This window comes from Streptomyces sp. O3 (assembly GCF_054788135.1).
The window spans coordinates 36,839-53,055 of the sequence record NZ_JBTVYK010000003.1 but is presented as its reverse complement, the minus strand read 5'-3'; the positions used below and the strand labels follow the sequence as shown (position 1 = coordinate 53,055).

General features: G+C 72.2%; 13 protein-coding genes. 5 read left to right on the top strand and 8 right to left on the bottom strand.

The genetic code is table 11. From position 1 onward, the window contains the following. Positions 1-126: 126 nt before the first annotated feature. The 3 genes from ACX6XY_RS02730 (at position 127) to dxs (ending at position 4,577) form a co-directional block, all read left to right on the top strand. Positions 127-915, top strand: a complete 789-nt coding sequence (locus ACX6XY_RS02730; RefSeq protein ID WP_460325881.1) for an ATP-binding cassette domain-containing protein — start codon at positions 127-129, stop codon at positions 913-915. Next, positions 912-2,348, top strand: coding sequence for a sugar ABC transporter permease (locus ACX6XY_RS02725; RefSeq protein WP_460325879.1), 1,437 nt, complete (start codon positions 912-914; stop codon positions 2,346-2,348). Before ACX6XY_RS02730 ends, ACX6XY_RS02725 begins: the two co-directional genes overlap by 4 nt. Before the next feature lie 288 nt (positions 2,349-2,636). Continuing rightward, positions 2,637-4,577 carry a 1-deoxy-D-xylulose-5-phosphate synthase gene (gene dxs, locus ACX6XY_RS02720; protein WP_460325877.1) on the top strand — a complete coding sequence of 647 codons (1,941 nt, stop codon included), beginning with the start codon at positions 2,637-2,639 and terminating at the stop codon, positions 4,575-4,577. A 20-nt stretch (positions 4,578-4,597) separates the two neighbouring features. Here dxs and ACX6XY_RS02715 read toward each other — a convergent pair whose 3' ends face one another. Further along, positions 4,598-5,008: a PIN domain-containing protein gene (locus tag ACX6XY_RS02715; RefSeq protein ID WP_460325875.1), complete on the bottom strand. Its 411-nt coding sequence runs from the start codon at positions 5,006-5,008 to the stop codon at positions 4,598-4,600. 120 nt (positions 5,009-5,128) lie between these two features. Here ACX6XY_RS02715 and ACX6XY_RS02710 point away from each other — a divergent pair, with 120 nt between their 5' ends. Further along, positions 5,129-5,584: a phospholipase gene (locus tag ACX6XY_RS02710; RefSeq protein ID WP_460325873.1), complete on the top strand. Its 456-nt coding sequence runs from the start codon at positions 5,129-5,131 to the stop codon at positions 5,582-5,584. A gap of 107 nt (positions 5,585-5,691) precedes the next feature. On the opposite strand, the gene ACX6XY_RS02705 is transcribed toward ACX6XY_RS02710, so the two are convergent. The 5 genes from ACX6XY_RS02705 to ACX6XY_RS02685 all read right to left on the bottom strand — a co-directional run bounded on the left by ACX6XY_RS02705 (position 5,692) and on the right by ACX6XY_RS02685 (position 12,414). Beyond that, positions 5,692-7,824: a 3-hydroxyacyl-CoA dehydrogenase NAD-binding domain-containing protein gene (locus tag ACX6XY_RS02705; RefSeq protein WP_460325871.1), complete on the bottom strand. Its 2,133-nt coding sequence runs from the start codon at positions 7,822-7,824 to the stop codon at positions 5,692-5,694. Next, positions 7,821-9,047 carry a thiolase family protein gene (locus tag ACX6XY_RS02700; protein WP_460325869.1) on the bottom strand — a complete coding sequence of 409 codons (1,227 nt, stop codon included), beginning with the start codon at positions 9,045-9,047 and terminating at the stop codon, positions 7,821-7,823. The genes ACX6XY_RS02705 and ACX6XY_RS02700 overlap by 4 nt, the downstream gene beginning before the upstream one ends. 245 nt (positions 9,048-9,292) lie before the next feature. Continuing rightward, complete coding sequence (locus tag ACX6XY_RS02695) at positions 9,293-10,594, bottom strand: HRDC domain-containing protein (protein ID WP_460325867.1); 1,302 nt, start codon at positions 10,592-10,594, stop codon at positions 9,293-9,295. A 90-nt stretch (positions 10,595-10,684) separates the two neighbouring features. Next, complete coding sequence (locus ACX6XY_RS02690) at positions 10,685-11,344, bottom strand: helix-turn-helix transcriptional regulator (RefSeq protein ID WP_460325865.1); 660 nt, start codon at positions 11,342-11,344, stop codon at positions 10,685-10,687. A 353-nt stretch (positions 11,345-11,697) separates the two neighbouring features. Continuing rightward, positions 11,698-12,414 carry a DUF3000 domain-containing protein gene (locus ACX6XY_RS02685; RefSeq protein ID WP_460325863.1) on the bottom strand — a complete coding sequence of 239 codons (717 nt, stop codon included), beginning with the start codon at positions 12,412-12,414 and terminating at the stop codon, positions 11,698-11,700. Positions 12,415-12,606: 192 nt separating this feature from the next. Between ACX6XY_RS02685 and hemE the strand changes: the two genes are divergently transcribed. Continuing rightward, positions 12,607-13,671 carry a uroporphyrinogen decarboxylase gene (gene hemE, locus ACX6XY_RS02680; RefSeq protein ID WP_460325861.1) on the top strand — a complete coding sequence of 355 codons (1,065 nt, stop codon included), beginning with the start codon at positions 12,607-12,609 and terminating at the stop codon, positions 13,669-13,671. A gap of 50 nt (positions 13,672-13,721) precedes the next feature. Here hemE and ACX6XY_RS02675 read toward each other — a convergent pair whose 3' ends face one another. Beyond that, entirely contained in the window at positions 13,722-15,098 is a 1,377-nt protein-coding gene (locus tag ACX6XY_RS02675; RefSeq protein WP_460325859.1) for an FAD-dependent oxidoreductase, read from the bottom strand. 27 nt (positions 15,099-15,125) lie between these two features. Continuing rightward, positions 15,126-16,154: a DUF4349 domain-containing protein gene (locus ACX6XY_RS02670; protein ID WP_460325857.1), complete on the bottom strand. Its 1,029-nt coding sequence runs from the start codon at positions 16,152-16,154 to the stop codon at positions 15,126-15,128. Positions 16,155-16,217: the final 63 nt, after the last annotated feature.

Below are 16,217 nucleotides of genomic sequence, written 5' to 3'. Positions count from 1 at the left end.
GATCCCGCACACCGGCGATCCCGCACACCGGCGATGCCCGCCCCCTTGGCATCGCCGCCCCCTCCCCGCACGATTCATCCGGCCGTACGACGTCCCGCACGACGTTCCGCGTACGAGTCGAAGGAGATGGTTCACATGTCCGCTGCGCCCGTACTGGCGTTGCGCGGCGTCTCCAAGCGCTTCGGCGCTGTTCAGGCGCTCACCGACGTCGACTTGGAGGTGCACGCCGGTCAGGTGGTCGCCCTGGTCGGCGACAACGGAGCCGGCAAGTCCACCCTGGTCAAGACGATCGCCGGGGTCCACCCCGTCGACGACGGCGTCATCGAGTGGGGCGGCCGGGCCGTCTCCATCGCGCGCCCGCACGACGCCCAGGAACTCGGCATCGCCACCGTCTACCAGGACCTCGCGCTCTGCGACAACCTGGACGTGGTGGCCAACCTGTTCCTCGGCCGCGAGCTCGGCAGGGCCACCGTCCTGGACGAGGTGGCGATGGAGAAGCGCGCCAAGGAGCTTCTCGACACGCTGTCCATCCGCATCCCCAGCGTCCGCATCCCGATCGCCTCGCTCTCCGGCGGCCAGCGCCAGGTCGTGGCGATCGCCCGCGCCCTGGTCGGCGACCCCAAGCTGGTGATCCTCGACGAGCCCACCGCGGCGCTCGGCGTCGAGCAGACCGCCCAGGTGCTCGACCTGGTCGAACGGCTGCGGGAGCGCGGCCACGCGGTCATCCTCATCAGCCACAACATGGCGGACGTCAAGGCGGTCGCCGACGAGGTGGCCGTCCTGCGGCTGGGCCGCAACAACGGCGTCTTCACCGTCCGTGACACCAGCCACGAAGAGATCATCGCCGCGATCACCGGAGCCACGGAGAACGCCGTGACCCGACGACAGGCGCGCAACGCGGAGGCCGCGAAGTGAGCGACACACAGCACCCCACCGCGTCGGACGGTCCGGCCGCCTCCGGCGGCGCGGCCGCCGCGGCCGACGGCGACGCCGACACGCGGTCGACGATCGGCCTCCAGAAGACCGCCGGTCAGCGGACCGCCCGCACCACCGACGCCGACGCCCCGGCCCCCGACGCCCCGGCCCCCGGCACCCCGTCGGCCGATGCCGCGTCCGCCGACGCCGCGCCCGCCGTCGACCCCCGGCTGCTCGTCCGCGAGCGGGGACTCGCCGGGTACCTCGGTGAGTTCAAGCGCAAGATCAAGGGCGGCGAGCTCGGCTCGATCCCCGTGGTGCTCGGCCTGATCGTCATCTGGGCGATCTTCGAGATCACCACCGGACGGTTCCTCGACCCGGCGAACCTGTCCAACATCGCCCAGTACATCGTCGGCCCCGGCCTGATCGCCACCGGGATCGTCTTCGTCCTGCTGCTCGGCGAGATCGACCTCTCGGTCGGCTCGGTGGCCGGACTCACCGCCGCCCTCACCTCCGTACTCGCCATCAAGCAGGACGTGAACGAGGCGCTCGCCGTCCTCATCGGCCTGCTCGCGGCCGCCGCCATCGGCGCCCTGCACGGCTTCTTCTTCGCCAAGATCGGGGTGCCCGCGTTCGTGGTGACGCTGGCGGGCTTCCTCGGCTGGAGCGGTCTGCAACTGTCGGTGCTCGGCAACACGCTCAGCCTGAACAACATCTCCGACGGCGTCGTCTACTCCCTGAACAACACCTACTTCGACGACATCGCGGCCGCCTACGGCCTCGCGACCGTCTGCGTCGCGGCGTACGCGCTCGCCCAGCTCTCCGACCGCCGCCGCCGTCAGGCCGTCGACCTGCCGCACCGCCCGCTCAGCGAGCTCGCGCTGCGCACCGGGGCCGTCGCGGCGCTGGCCTTCACCACCGCGTACGTCCTCAACCAGTCACGCGGCCTGCCGCTCGGCCTGACGATCTTCCTCGGTACGGTGACGCTGGCCAGCTTCGTGCTGCGCCGCACCCGGTACGGGCGCAAGGTCTTCGCGGTCGGCGGCAACGCCGAAGCCGCCCGCAGGGCCGGTATCAGCGTGGTGACCGTGCGGATCTCGGTGTTCGCCGTCTCCGGGTTCCTCGGCGGGCTCGGCGGACTGTTCATCGCCTCCCAGGCGGGCGTCGCCGACTCCAACCTCGGCGGCGGCAACATGCTGATGATCGCGATCGCCGCCGCGGTGATCGGCGGCACCAGCCTGTTCGGCGGCCGCGGCACCCCCTGGTCGGCGCTGCTCGGCATCCTGGTGATCCAGTCGATCATGACGGGCCTGTATATGCAGGGCAGCTCCAGCCAGGCCGCGCAGTACATGATCACCGGTGCGGTGCTGCTGGCCGCGGTGGTTCTTGACTCTGTGTCCCGTCGGACACAGAAGTCCGCGGGGCGTACGTAGGCGCTCCGCGGGGAGTTCCGGTGCGCCGCCGTCTGCGGGTGCGTCGTGGCTGGTCGCGCCCACGCGGCGGAGCCGCATATCGACACGGCCCCGCGCCCCTTCGGGGCGCGCCGTGCCTCCGTGCCCGGCACCGGCCTTCCCGCTGGCGCCGGGCGCCGGTGCGTATCGCCGTACAGCCATACGAGTGACGTACCCGGCGTACGCCGCCCCGCGCGGAACATTAGACTCGACAGACCCGGCAAAGCTTGGACAGCTCTACCGATCATATGAACTCGCTAGGAGGCACGGGTGGGCTTGCTGACCCGCATCAAGGGGCCGCGTGACCTGGACCGGCTCAGTCATGAGCAGCTCGACCAGCTGGCCGCTGAGATCCGGACCTTCCTCGTCGACGCCGTCTCCAAGACCGGCGGCCACCTCGGCCCCAACCTCGGAGTGGTCGAGCTCACCATCGCCCTGCACCGCGTCTTCGAGTCGCCGAAGGACAAGGTGCTCCTGGACACCGGGCACCAGAGCTATGTGCACAAGCTGCTCACCGGACGCCAGGACTTCTCCCGGCTGCGCGCCAAGGACGGCCTGTCCGGCTATCCCTCGCGCGCCGAGTCCGACCACGACGTGATCGAGAACTCGCACGCCTCCACCGTGCTCGGCTGGGCCGACGGCCTCGCCAAGGCCAACGAGGTCCTGAAGCGGGACGCGCACGTCGCCGCCGTCATCGGCGACGGCGCGCTGACCGGCGGCATGGCCTGGGAGGCGCTGAACAACATCGCCGCCGCCAAGGACCGCCCGCTGGTGATCGTCGTCAACGACAACGAGCGCTCCTACGCCCCCACCATCGGCGGACTGGCCGACCACCTGGCCACCCTGCGCACCACCGACGGCTACGAGCGTTTCCTGACCCGCACCAAGGAGGTCCTGGAGCGCACCCCCGTCGTCGGCAGGCCGCTGTACGACACGCTGCACGGCGCCAAGAAGGGCCTGAAGGACTTCATCACGCCGCAGGGCATGTTCGAGGACCTCGGCCTGAAGTACGTCGGCCCCATCGACGGCCACGACATCGAGGCCCTGGAGTCCGCGCTGACCCGCGCCAAGCGCTTCGGCGGCCCGGTCATCGTGCACTGCCTCACCGAGAAGGGCCGCGGCTACCAGCCCGCCGTCCAGGACGAGGCCGACCGGTTCCACGCCGTCGGCGTGATCCACCCCGACACCGGCCTGCCGGTGTCGGCCTCCGGCGCCGACTGGACCTCCGTCTTCGGCGACGAGATGGTCAAGCTCGGCGAGGACCGCGAGGACGTCGTCGCGATCACCGCGGCGATGCTGCAACCGGTCGGCCTCAAACGCTTCGCCGAGACCTTCCCGGAGCGGGTGTACGACGTCGGGATCGCCGAGCAGCACGGCGCGGTGTCGGCGGCGGGTCTGGCCACCGGCGGCCTGCACCCCGTCTTCGCGGTCTACGCGACCTTCCTCAACCGCGCCTTCGACCAGCTCCTGATGGACGTCGCCCTGCACAAGTGCGGGGTGACCTTCGTCCTGGACCGCGCGGGCGTCACCGGCACCGACGGCGCCTCGCACAACGGCATGTGGGACATGTCGATCCTCCAGTGCGTCCCCGGTCTCCGGCTCGCCGCGCCGCGTGACGCCGAGCAGCTGCGGCTCCAGCTGCGCGAGGCGGTCGACGTGGACGACGCCCCGACCGTGGTGCGCTACTCCAAGGGCATGGTCGGCCCGGCCGTGCCCGCGGTGGGCAAGGTCGGCGGCATGGACGTCCTGCGCAAGGCCGGGACGGACAGCCCGGACGTGCTGCTGGTCTCGGTCGGCGCGCTCGCCCCGATGTGCCTGGAGATCGCCTCGCTCCTCGACAAGCAGGGCATCTCCACGACCGTGGTCGACCCGCGCTGGGTCAAGCCGGTCGACGAGGCGCTCGCCCCGCTGGCCGAGCGGCACCGCGTCGTGGTCACCGTCGAGGACAACAGCCGCGCGGGCGGCGTGGGCAGCGCGATCGCCCAGGCGCTGCGCGACGCGGGCGTCGACGTGCCGCTGCGCGACTTCGGCATCCCGCCGCGGTTCCTGGACCACGCCTCCCGCAAGGAGGTCATGGCCGAGATCGGCCTGACCGCCCCGGACATCGCACGCCAGGTCACCGGCCTGGTCTCCAAGCTGGACGGCCGCTACGGGCGCGACGCGTCCCGCTCGGTGACGATCGCGGACTCCGTAGAGCCCGCCCGCGACTAGGCACGCCTCCCCGGTCTCGCTCAGCTCTCTTCGCCGGAGCGCGGGCGTACCGTCCGCGGGCCCACCGTCTCGGCTCCCAGCGCGCTCACCCTGCGCCGTAGTTCACGGTCGGCCGTGACCACGACGCACGGCTGGTCCGCCGCTCCGGCCAGTTCCACGATCCGGTCGTCCCCGCTCCCGGCGGCGGCCTCGACCCGTACGCCCGGCACGGACCGCACATCCCGCGCGGCCCCTTCGACGACCAGCACGACCTCGCACGGCCCCGGCCAGCCCGGCAGGCCGTCAGTCGCGTACGCCGCCAGCCGGTCCCGCAGCCGCTCCGCGGCCCCGTGACGGTCCCGCCACCAGCCGTCCGGGACGGACCCGACGACATTCGCTCCGTCCACGATCAACAACAACGGCGAACCTTCCGGCGTAAGCGGCCCTGCCATACACGGGATTTCCCCCGTCAGCCATCCAGAATATAGCCGAATTTGAGACAGCCCTCCGAGACTCAGGGCCCTCCTCGACACCCCGAGGATCCCCAACCGCTCAGCCTCCGGAGGCACTTGATGAAACGTCAGCTCGTCAGAGGGCTAGCTGGATCCGCCGTCGCCCTGGCCGCGGTCGTCACCGTAGGGTCACCCGCGAGCGCCGCTCCCGCCGACAAGAGCCAGGTGCTGTCGTCCTGGACCCAGACCAGCGCCAGCAGTTACCGCGCCTTCGTCTCCGCCCGCGGCAACCAGGGCGCCTGGTCCGGGTACGGGTTCGACTGGTCCACGGACTACTGCTCGTACTCGCCGGACAACCCCTTCGGCTTCAGGTTCGCGCTGTCCTGCGCCCGGCATGACTTCGGCTACCGCAACTACAAGAAGGCCGGAACCTTCTCGGCTGATAAGGCGCGCCTCGACAGCGCCTTCTACGCGGACATGCGACGGGTCTGCGCCCCGATGAGCGGGGCGAAGGAGAGCGCGTGCAATGCGACCGCGTGGACGTACTACCAGGCCGTCAGGACCTTCGGCGGCTGACCCCGCGTCAGCGGACCCGCACACGCGGACGGGCCGTACGGGAGATGTTCCCGTACGGCCCGCCGTGGTGCGCCAGTCAAGTGCGCCAGCCGTGGTGCGCCGGAGCGTTACGCGGGCACGCTCGCCACGCCCTGCTCCAGGAACCGCTTGCCGTTCACGCGCTCCGACACGCCCTCACGGTCCAGGTACGGCGTGATGCCGCCCAGGTGGAAGGGCCAGCCCGCGCCGGTGATCAGGCAGAGGTCGATGTCCTGCGCCTCGGCGACGACGCCCTCGTCGAGCATCAGGCCGATCTCCTGCGCGACCGCGTCCAGTACGCGGGCCCGCACCTGCTCCTCCGTCAGGACGCTGTCGCCCTGCTTCAGCAGCGCCGCGACCTCCGGGTCCAGCTCGGGCTTGCCCGAGTCGTACACGTAGAAGCCGCGCTTGCCCGCCTCGACGACGGCCTTCAGGTTCGGGGACACCGTGAAGCGGTCCGGGAAGGACCGGTTCAGGGTCTCCGATACGTGCAGGCCGATGGCCGGGCCGACCAGTTCGAGCAGCACCAGCGGGGACATCGGCAGGCCGAGCGGCTCGACGCCCTTCTCGGCGACGGCGACCGGGGTGCCCTCGTCGATGATGTTCTGGATCTCGCCCATGAAGCGGGTCAGGATGCGGTTCACGACGAACGCCGGGGCGTCCTTCACCAGCACCGCGGTCTTCTTCAGCTTCTTGGCGACACCGAACGCGGTGGCCAGCGAGGCGTCGTCGGTCTGCTCGCCGCGCACGATCTCCAGCAGCGGCAGCACGGCGACCGGGTTGAAGAAGTGGAAGCCGACGACCCGCTCGGGGTGCTTCAGCTTCGACGCCATCTCGGTCACCGACAGCGAGGAGGTGTTGGTGGCGAGGATCGCGTGCGCCGGGGCGACCGCCTCGACCTCCGCGAACACCTGCTGCTTGACGCCCATCTCCTCGAAGACGGCCTCGATGACGAAGTCCGCGTCGGCGAAGCCCTCGGCCTTGTCCAGGCTGCCGGTCACCAGGGCCTTGAGGCGGTTGGCCTTGTCCTGGTTGATGCGGCCCTTGCCGAGCAGCTTCTCGATCTCGGCGTGGACATAGCCGACGCCCTTGTCGATGCGCTCCTGGTCGATGTCGGTCAGCACGACCGGCACCTCGAGGCGGCGCAGGAACAGCAGCGCCAGCTGCGAGGCCATCAGGCCCGCGCCGACCACGCCGACCTTGGTGACCGGGCGCGCCAGGTCCTTGGACGGGGCGCCGGCCGGGCGCTTGCCGCGCTTCTGGACCAGGTTGAACGCGTAGATGCCGGAGCGCAGTTCGCCGCCCATGATGAGGTCGGCCAGGGCCGTGTCCTCGGCGTCGAAGCCCGCCTGGAGGTCACCGCTCTTGGCGGCGGCGATGATGTCCAGCGCGCGGTAGGCGGCCGGGGCCGCGCCGTGCACCTTGCCGTCGGCGATCGTACGGCCGCGCTCGACGGCCGCGTCCCAGGCCTCGCCGCGGTCGACGTCGGCGCGGGTGACCGTGGTCTCGCCGCGCAGCACCGACGACGTCCAGATCAGCGACTGCTCCAGGAAGTCCGCGCCCTCGAAGATCGCGTCGGCGATGCCGAGCTCGAAGACCTGCTTGCCCTTGAGCTGACGGTTCTGGTTCAGCGAGTTCTCGATGATGACCGAGACCGCGCGGTCCGCGCCGATCAGGTTCGGCAGCAGCGCGCAGCCGCCCCAGCCGGGCACCAGACCGAGGAAGACCTCGGGCAGCGAGAACGCCGGGATCGCCTGGGAGACGGTGCGGTACGAGCAGTGCAGCCCGACCTCGACGCCGCCGCCCATCGCCGCGCCGTTGTAGTACGCGAAGGTCGGCACGGCCAGCGCGGACAGCCGCTTGAACACGTCGTGGCCGCCCTTGCCGATGGCCAGCGCGTCGGAGTGCCGCTTCAGCAGCTCCACGCCCTTGAGGTCGGCGCCGACCGCGAAGATGAACGGCTTGCCGGTGAGGCCGACGCCGACGATGTCGCCGTCCGCGGCCTCCTTCTCGACCTGGTCGACAGCGGCGTTCAGGTTCGCCAGCGACTGCGGTCCGAAGGTGGTCGGCTTGGTGTGGTCCAGGCCGTTGTCCAGCGTGATCAGGGCGAACCTGCCCGCGCCGGCCGGAAGGTCGAGGTGGCGCACGTGCGCCTGCGTGACGACCTCGTCGGGGAACAGCTCGGCCGCGCCCTTCAGAAGTTCGGCGGTGGTGGTGCTCACTTGTCGCCTCCGGCGTCCTTGTGGTTCGGGTTCTCCCAGATGACCGTGGCGCCCATGCCGAAGCCGACGCACATGGTGGTCAGGCCGTAGCGCACCTCGGGCTGCTCCTCGAACTGCCGGGCCAGCTGCGTCATCAGCCGGACGCCGGAGGAGGCCAGCGGGTGGCCGTAGGCGATCGCGCCGCCGTACTGGTTCACGCGCGCGTCGTCGTCCGCGATGCCGTAGTGCTCCAGGAAGGCGAGCACCTGCACCGCGAAGGCCTCGTTGATCTCGAACAGGCCGATGTCGGAGATCGACAGGCCCGCCTGGGCGAGGGCCTTCTCGGTCGCCGGGATCGGGCCGTAGCCCATCACCTCGGGCTCGACGCCCGCGAAGGCGTAGGAGACCAGGCGCATCTTGACCGGCAGGCCGTTCTCGCGCGCGAAGTCCTCGGAGGCGATGATCGAGGCGGTGGCGCCGTCGTTGAGACCGGCGGCGTTGCCCGCGGTGACCCGGCCGTGGGTGCGGAACGGAGTCTTCAGGCCCTCGAGGTTCTCCAGCGTGGTGCCGGGACGCATCGGCTCGTCGGCGGTGGCCAGGCCCCAGCCCGTCTCACCGGCCTCCTCGTTCGTGCGGCGGACCGAGATCGGCACCAGGTCCTGCTGGATCTTGCCGTTGGCGTACGCCTTGGCGGCCTTCTCCTGCGAGCGCACCGCGTACTCGTCGGCGCGGCGCTTGGTGATCGTCGGGTAGCGGTCGTGCAGGTTCTCCGCGGTCATGCCCATGAACAGGGCCGACTCGTCGACGAGCTTCTCGCTCACGAAGCGCGGGTTCGGGTCGACGCCCTCGCCCATGGGGTGGCGGCCCATGTGCTCCACGCCGCCCGCGATGACGGCGTCGTACGCGCCGAACGCGATGGAACCGGCGGTCGAGGTCACGGCGGTCAGCGCGCCCGCGCACATCCGGTCGATGGAGTACCCCGGCACGGACTGCGGAAGCCCGGCCAGGATCCCGGCGGTGCGGCCCAGGGTGAGGCCCTGGTCGCCGATCTGGGTGGTGGCGGCGATGGCCACCTCGTCGATCTTGGCGGGGTCGAGATCAGGGTTGCGGCGCAGCAGCTCCCGAATGGCCTTCACCACGAGATCGTCAGCGCGGGTCTCGTGGTAGATGCCCTTCGGGCCCGCCTTGCCGAACGGGGTGCGGACGCCGTCGACGAAGACGACGTCCTTGACGGTACGAGGCACGATGGCTCTCCTCCAAGGGTGCGGGATCGCTGCCGCTGGGCGTGCTCCGGCGGCTACTCCGTTCATGCTACTTGCCGGTAACCACGTGGAACAGGCCCCCCGCCCCAAGCGGCGAAGGTCACACTCGGCGAGCACCCCGAGCGACGCTCACGGGGGCCCTGAAGACGGGAGACCCCCGGCCCGCCAGGCCGGGGGTCTCCCGTCTTCACGCTCCCTCTGGGGCGCTCCCGCTCGACGCGCGCGTCTCAGTCGTCACTCGCGGTCAGCGCCCCGGCCAGGGCCGCGGCGACCTGCTCGATCTGCCAGCGGCGCGCCCCGTACCCGGCGAGCGCGGCGGCGATGGACTCGACGGTGGTCTCGGCGGGAGGCTCCCAGCACAGGCGGCGCACGGTGTCCGGGGTGATCAGGTTCTCCTGCGGCATGCTCAGCCGCTCGGCGATCGCCGATACCGCGGTACGGGCCGCCGTGAGCCGGGCGGCGGCCCGCGGGTCGCGGTCCGCCCAGGCGCGCGGCGGCGGCGGTCCGGCCACGGTCTGGCCCGGCTGCGGCAGCTCGGCCTCCGGGAGGGCCTTGGCGCGGTCCACGGCGGCCTGCCACTGCTCCAGCTGGCGCTTGCTCGTACGGTGACCGAAGCCGTTCAGCGCGGACAGCGCCTGGGTGTTGGACGGCAGGGCCAGGGCCGCCGCCACGATCGCGGCGTCGGAGAGCACCTTGCCCGGCGAGATGTCGCGCCGCTGCGCGATCCGGTCCCGCGTGGTCCACAGCTCCCGTACGACCGCCATCTGACGGCGGCGGCGCACCTTGTGCATGCCGGACGTGCGCCGCCAGGGGTCCTTGCGCGGCGGCGGGGGCGGGGCCGAGGCGATCGCGTCGAACTCCTCGCGGGCCCACTCCAGCTTGCCCTGCCGGTCGAGCTCCTTCTCCAGGGCGTCCCGCAGGTCGACCAGGAGCTCCACGTCCAGCGTGGCGTAACGCAGCCACGGCTCGGGCAGCGGCCGGGTCGACCAGTCGACCGCGGAGTGCCCCTTCTCCAGTACGTAGCCGAGCACCGACTCGACCATCGCGCCGAGCCCGACGCGCGGGAACCCGGCCAGCCGCCCGGCGAGCTCGGTGTCGAAGATCCGGGTCGGCGTCAGGCCTATCTCCCGCAGACACGGCAGGTCCTGGGTCGCGGCGTGCAGCACCCACTCCGCGTCGCCGATGGCGGCCTGGAGCCCCGAGAGGCCGGGGCAGGCGATGGGGTCGATCAGGGCCGATCCGGCGCCCTCGCGGCGCAGCTGCACCAGATAGGCGCGCTGGCCGTAGCGGTATCCGGAGGCGCGCTCGGCGTCCACCGCGACGGGCCCGGAACCCGCGGCGAAGGCCGCGGTCACCTCGTCCAGCGCGGCCGTGTCGGCGACCACGTCCGGGATGCCCTCGTGCGGCTCAAGCAAGGGGATCGGCGCCGGTGCGACATCGTCCGGAGGGGGTGACGCCGGCGGCTGTCGCCGCGGGGCTCCGGTGGTTCGCAGTGAGCTGTCTGCTGCGGTCTCTTGGGCGTCGGTCACCAGTAAAGGGTATCTGTGTGTGCACCGCGCCCGTCGACGGAACGTTACGTCGACGGGCGCGGGGTAGCTGTCAATCGATCAGGTATGCGATCAGTGGATGATTCCGGTACGGAGCGCGACCGCGACCATTCCGGCCCGGTCGCCCGTGCCGAGCTTGCGCGCGATCCGGGCGAGGTGGCTCTTGACGGTCAGCGCGGACAGGCCCATCGAGACGCCGATGGCCTTGTTCGACTGACCCTCGGCGACCAGGCGCAGCACCTCCACCTCGCGGCCCGACAGCTCGCGGTAGCCGCCCGGATGGCTCGGGGCGCCCGGAGGGCGGCGGTGCATACGGGCCCCGGAGCCGATGGGCGCGGCGCCGGGGCGGCCGGGGAGCCCGACGTTGTTCCGGGTGCCGGTGACGACGTAGCCCTTGACGCCGCCCGCGAGGGCGTTGCGTACGGCGCCGATGTCGTCGGCGGCGGAGAGCGCCAGGCCGTTCGGCCAGCCCGCGGCGCGGGTCTCGGACAGCAGGGTGAGCCCCGAGCCGTCGGGGAGGTGGACGTCGGCGACGCAGATGTCGCGCGGGTGACCGATGCGGGGACGGGCCTCGGCGATGGAGGACGCCTCGATGACGTCGCGGACGCCGAGCGCCCACAGGTGGCGGGTGACGGTGGAACGGACGCGCGGGTCGGCCACGACGACCATGGCGGTCGGCTTGTTGGGGCGGTAGGCGACCAGGCTTGCGGGCTGCTCGAGGAGAACGGACACCAGGCCTCCTGGGGATGGCGGCGGGACGGAGCCGGCTCGGGGATGAAGCCGGGATGAACCGTGCTTTCAAGGTCACAGACCTCTTCGGCAGCAAACCCGCCCGCCTTTAGCGAATGATCACGATTTGATGAGTCAAAATCTGGGCAATTCGGACGCGCGATCGATCATCCGAAGATCAACCCAAGCCGGAGGGTGTCCCTCTGTGATCACTTCGATCACGCACGAGTGGCGGTGTTCGGGTCATGTTCGAGGGGTGGCCGGGCGTGACTGGGAGGCCGGAGGGCCGGGGGAGACGGCGCGGGTGGGACTCGGGTGGGCCCGGACGGGGGCCCGGACGGGGGGCTCGGGCGGGCTCAGGTGGCCTGCGGCCCACGGCGCTGCGGCAGCGAGACGACCGAGGCGTCGGTGGACGTCCCCGGCCCGCCGGGACCGCCCGCCCCGCCGGGGCCGCCCGGACCCGTCGGCGGCAGTCCGGCGACCTGGCAGAGCAGATCGCACCACGCGGTCAGATGTGACGCCAGGTCCGGGACCCCGCCGAGCCCCTCGCGCGGAGTCCAGGACGCCCGGATCTCGATCTGCGAGGTGGGCGGCTGCTCCGCGAGCCCGCCGAAGTAGGACGACCCGGCTCGGGTGACGGTGCCGCTCGGCTCCCCGTACGACAGTCCGCGCCCCTGCAACGCCCCGGTCAGCCAGGACCAGCAGACCTCGGGCAGCAGCGGGTCGGCCGCCATCTCGGGTTCCAGGTCCGCGCGCACCAGGGTGACCAGGCGGAAGGCGCCCTGCCAGGCGTCGTGCCCGGCCGGGTCGTACAGCAGGACGAGCCGCCCGTCCGCGAGATCCTCGTCGCCTTCGGTGACGGCGGCCTCCAGCGCGTACGCGTACGGGGCGAGCCGCCTCGGCGCGCGGGTCGGCTCGATCTCGACTCCGGGCCGCAGCCGGGCCGCTCGCAGCGCCTCGACGGCCGAGCGGAACGGGAGCGGAGCGGCGTCCGCCGCGGCGTTCCCCTCCTTCCCCTCCCTACCGTCCATCCCGTCCGAACCCTCCGACCGTTGTCCCCGCACCGCAGCCATGCGGGGAAGGTTAAGGGGAACCGGGCCCGCAGGCGGGCACGACACCCGGACGGCGGGCCGGAGTTCGCGACGGACGCCACACGGACGCCGCGCGGACCCCATACGGCCGCCGCGCGGCCGCCGCGCGGCCCCGATGCCGGCGTGCCCTGGCCGCCCGTCCGGCCCGGTCGCTCCCATGCGAGACTTCCCCCTGTGAGTGCCACAGACCGCCCCACGGGCCAGCAGAACGCAACGTATGACTCCGCCTTCCTCAAGGCTTGCCGACGCGAGCCCGTGCCGCACACCCCCGTGTGGTTCATGCGGCAGGCCGGGCGCTCGCTGCCCGAGTACCGCAAGGTGCGCGAGGGCATCACGATGCTCGACTCCTGTATGCGGCCCGACCTCGTCACCGAGATCACGCTGCAGCCGGTGCGCCGCCACCGGGTGGACGCCGCGATCTACTTCAGCGACATCGTGGTCCCGCTCAAGGCCATCGGCGTCGACCTGGACATCAAGCCCGGCGTCGGCCCCGTGGTCGCCTCGCCGATCCGCTCCCGCGCGGACCTCGCGCGACTGCGCGACCTGACCCCCGACGACGTCGCGTACGTCACCGAGGCCATCGGCATGCTCACCGCCGAGCTCGGCCCGACCCCGCTGATCGGCTTCGCGGGCGCGCCGTTCACCCTCGCGAGCTACCTCGTGGAGGGCGGTCCGTCCCGCAACCACGAGCACACCAAGGCCCTGATGTACGGCGACCCGCAGCTGTGGGCCGACCTGCTGGACCGGCTCGCGGAGATCACCGCCGCCTTCCTGAAGGTGCAGATCGAGGCGGGCGCGTCGGCGGTGCAGCTCTTCGACTCGTGGGTCGGCGCGCTGGCCCCCGCCGACTACCGCGCCTCGGTGCTGCCCGCGTCCGCGAAGGTCTTCGACGCGGTGGCCTCGTACGGGGTGCCGCGCATCCACTTCGGCGTCGGCACGGGCGAGCTGCTCGGCCTGATGGGCGAGGCGGGGGCGGACGTCGTGGGCGTCGACTGGCGGGTGCCGATGGACGAGGCCGCGCGCCGGGTCGGCCCCGGCAAGGCGCTCCAGGGCAACCTGGACCCGGCGGTGCTCTTCTCGACGCCGGAGGCGGTGGCGGCGAAGGCGGACGAGGTGCTGGACGCCGCGTCCGGCCTCGAAGGCCACATCTTCAACCTCGGTCACGGCGTACTGCCGACGACCGACCCGGACGCGCTGACCAGGCTGGTCGAGCACGTCCACGCGCGGACGGCGCGCTGAGGGCCTGGGGCTTTGGCCCCAGACCCGTTGTCCTCACTCGCCGGACGGGCTCAAACTGGGCCCGTCCGCACCGCCGTCACCGCCTTGCGGGCCGCGACCAGCACCGGATCCCACACCGGTGAGAACGGCGGGGCGTAGCCGAGGTCCAGGGACACCACCTGTTCCACCGTCAGGCCCGCCGTCAGCGCGACCGCCGCGACGTCGACCCGCTTGGCCGCGCCCGCGCGGCCCACGATCTGGACCCCGAGCAGCCGCCCCGTGCGGCGCTCGGCGAGCATCTTCACCGTCATCGGGGCCGCGCCCGGATAGTAGCCCGCGCTGTTGGTGGACTCGACGGTGGCCGTCACGTACTGCAGGCCCGCCGCGCGCGCGTCCTTCTCGCGCAGCCCGGTGCGCGCGATCTCCAGGTCGCAGACCTTGCTGACCGCCGTGCCGACCACGCCGGGGAACGTCGCGTAGCCGCCGCCCACGCCCGAGCCGATCACCTGTCCGTGCTTGTTGGCGTGGGTGCCGAGGGCGATGTGCCGTTCCCGGCCCGCGACCAGGTCGAACACCTCCACACAGTCGCCGCCCGCCCAGATGTCCTGGTGGCCGCGCACCCGCATCGCCAGGTCCGTGAGCAGCCCGCCGTGCTCGCCGAGCGGCAGGCCCGCCGCCTGGGCGAGGGCGGTTTCGGGGCGGACGCCGATGCCCAGGACCACCACGTCCGCCGGGTACTCGGCGTCCTCGGTGGCGACGGCGCGCACCCGCCCGTCGTCACCGGTGAGGATCTTGGTGACCTCGGCGTCGTTCACCATCTCCATGCCGAAGCCGGACATCGCGTCCCGCACCAGCCGCCCCATGTCGGGGTCGAGCGTGGACATGGGCTCGGCGCCGCGGTTGACGACGGTCACCTGGTAGCCGCGTCCGCACAGCGCCTCAGCCATCTCGACGCCGATATAGCCCGCGCCGACCACGACGGCGCGGCGGCCGTCGGTGGCGGCGAGCGTGTCCAGGAGCGCCTGGCCGTCGTCGAGGGTCTGCACGCCGTGCACGCCCGCGGCGTCGATGCCCGGCAGCGGAGGCCGCACGGGCCGCGCGCCGGTCGCGATCACCAGCTTGTCGTAGCCGGTCCACGCCTCGGCGCCGGACTCCAGGTCGCGGGCGAGCACCCGCTGTCCGGGTACGTCGATCCGGGTCACCTCGGTACGCATCCGCAGGTCGATGCCGCGCTCGTGGTGCTTCGCCGGGGTGCGGGCGATCAGCGCGTCCCGCTCGGGGACCTCGCCGCCCACCCAGTACGGAATCCCGCACGCCGAGAACGAGGTGAAGTGACCCCGTTCAAAGGCGACGATCTCCAGTTCGTCCCGGCCCTTGAGTCTGCGCGCCTGCGACGCGGCGGACATGCCCGCCGCGTCGCCGCCGATGACCACCAGTCGTTCGCTCATACGAACACGCTACGGGCGATGGCGAGTTCAGTCCTCCTCGGGCGCGGCGGGCGCGGCGGGCGCGCTGGGCGCGGCGGCGGGCGCGGCCGACGCGCGCCGGGGCAGCAGCCGGTCGCGCACCAGCCGCCACGCCACGAGGAGCAGCGCGAGCGCCGCCGCGAACGGCAGCGCCGCGCCGAGCCCGACGACGATCCAGCGCAGTCCGGTGACGAACGCGCTCCAGCCACCCGCGACGGCGTCCAGGACGCTCGGGCCGTCGTCCCCGTCCTTCGCGTTCTTCCGCGCGGTCTCGGACAGGGTGAGCGTGATCGTCGCCAGGGACGTACGGTCCTTGAGCGCGGCCTGGCGGGCCAGCAGGGACTCCAGCTCGGCCTGACGCGAGCTCAGTTCCCCCTCCAGGGTGACCACATCGCTCAGCTTGGTCGCCTGGTCCATCAGCTTCCGCACCCGCGCGACGCTGGCGCGCTGTGACTTCACCCGGCTCCCCACGTCCACCACCCGCTCGGTGACGTCCTCGGCCTTGACCTTGCGCTCGATCAGCTCGCCCGAGCCCGCCAGCGCGGCCAGCACGTCCTCGTACTTCTCCTGCGGCACCCGCAGCACGACCCGTGAGCGCTCCCTGCCCTCCCGGTCGCGGTCCGTGGTCTCGCTGCCGACCACGCCACCCGCGTCGCGCGCGGTGTCGCGCGCCGCGCCCAGGGCCTTCGGCACGTCCTTGACCCGTACGGTCAGCGAGGCGGTGCGGATGATGTGGACGCCCACGGGGTCGGGCGCCCGGTCGGCGTTCTCGCCGCTCGACCGCGGGTCGGCGGCGGCGTCCCGGTCCGCCGCTCCGGGCCCGGCCCCGGCCTCGGGCTCGGCGGCGGCTTCGTCCCGCATGCCCTGGGCGTCCTTCTGCGCGGCGGCCTTGCTCCCGGCGTCGCCTGACCCGTCGTCCGCGCTGCACCCGCCGACCGCGACGGCGGACGCCAGGAGCAGGGCCGTGAGAACCCGGACGGACCGCCGCCCGGAGTGCCTGGAGCGGGTGGAGCGGGTGGAGTGGGTAGCTGTGCGCATCGTGATCTGACCCCCGGAGAGTTGTGGTGTCCCGACGCAGTTTTGACGCGCGAGACCCACGCG

Excerpts from the sequence above, each read along its gene's own strand:
- ACX6XY_RS02730 (WP_460325881.1), top strand. The coding sequence starts at position 127 with ATGGTTCACATGTCCGCTGCGCCCGTACTGGCGTTGCGCGGCGTCTCC.
- ACX6XY_RS02715 (WP_460325875.1), bottom strand. The coding sequence starts at position 5,008 with ATGGCAGGGCCGCTTACGCCGGAAGGTTCGCCGTTGTTGTTGATCGTG.
- ACX6XY_RS02710 (WP_460325873.1), top strand. The coding sequence starts at position 5,129 with ATGAAACGTCAGCTCGTCAGAGGGCTAGCTGGATCCGCCGTCGCCCTG.
- ACX6XY_RS02685 (WP_460325863.1), bottom strand. The coding sequence starts at position 12,414 with ATGGCTGCGGTGCGGGGACAACGGTCGGAGGGTTCGGACGGGATGGAC.
- ACX6XY_RS02675 (WP_460325859.1), bottom strand. The coding sequence starts at position 15,098 with ATGAGCGAACGACTGGTGGTCATCGGCGGCGACGCGGCGGGCATGTCC.
- ACX6XY_RS02670 (WP_460325857.1), bottom strand. The coding sequence starts at position 16,154 with ATGCGCACAGCTACCCACTCCACCCGCTCCACCCGCTCCAGGCACTCC.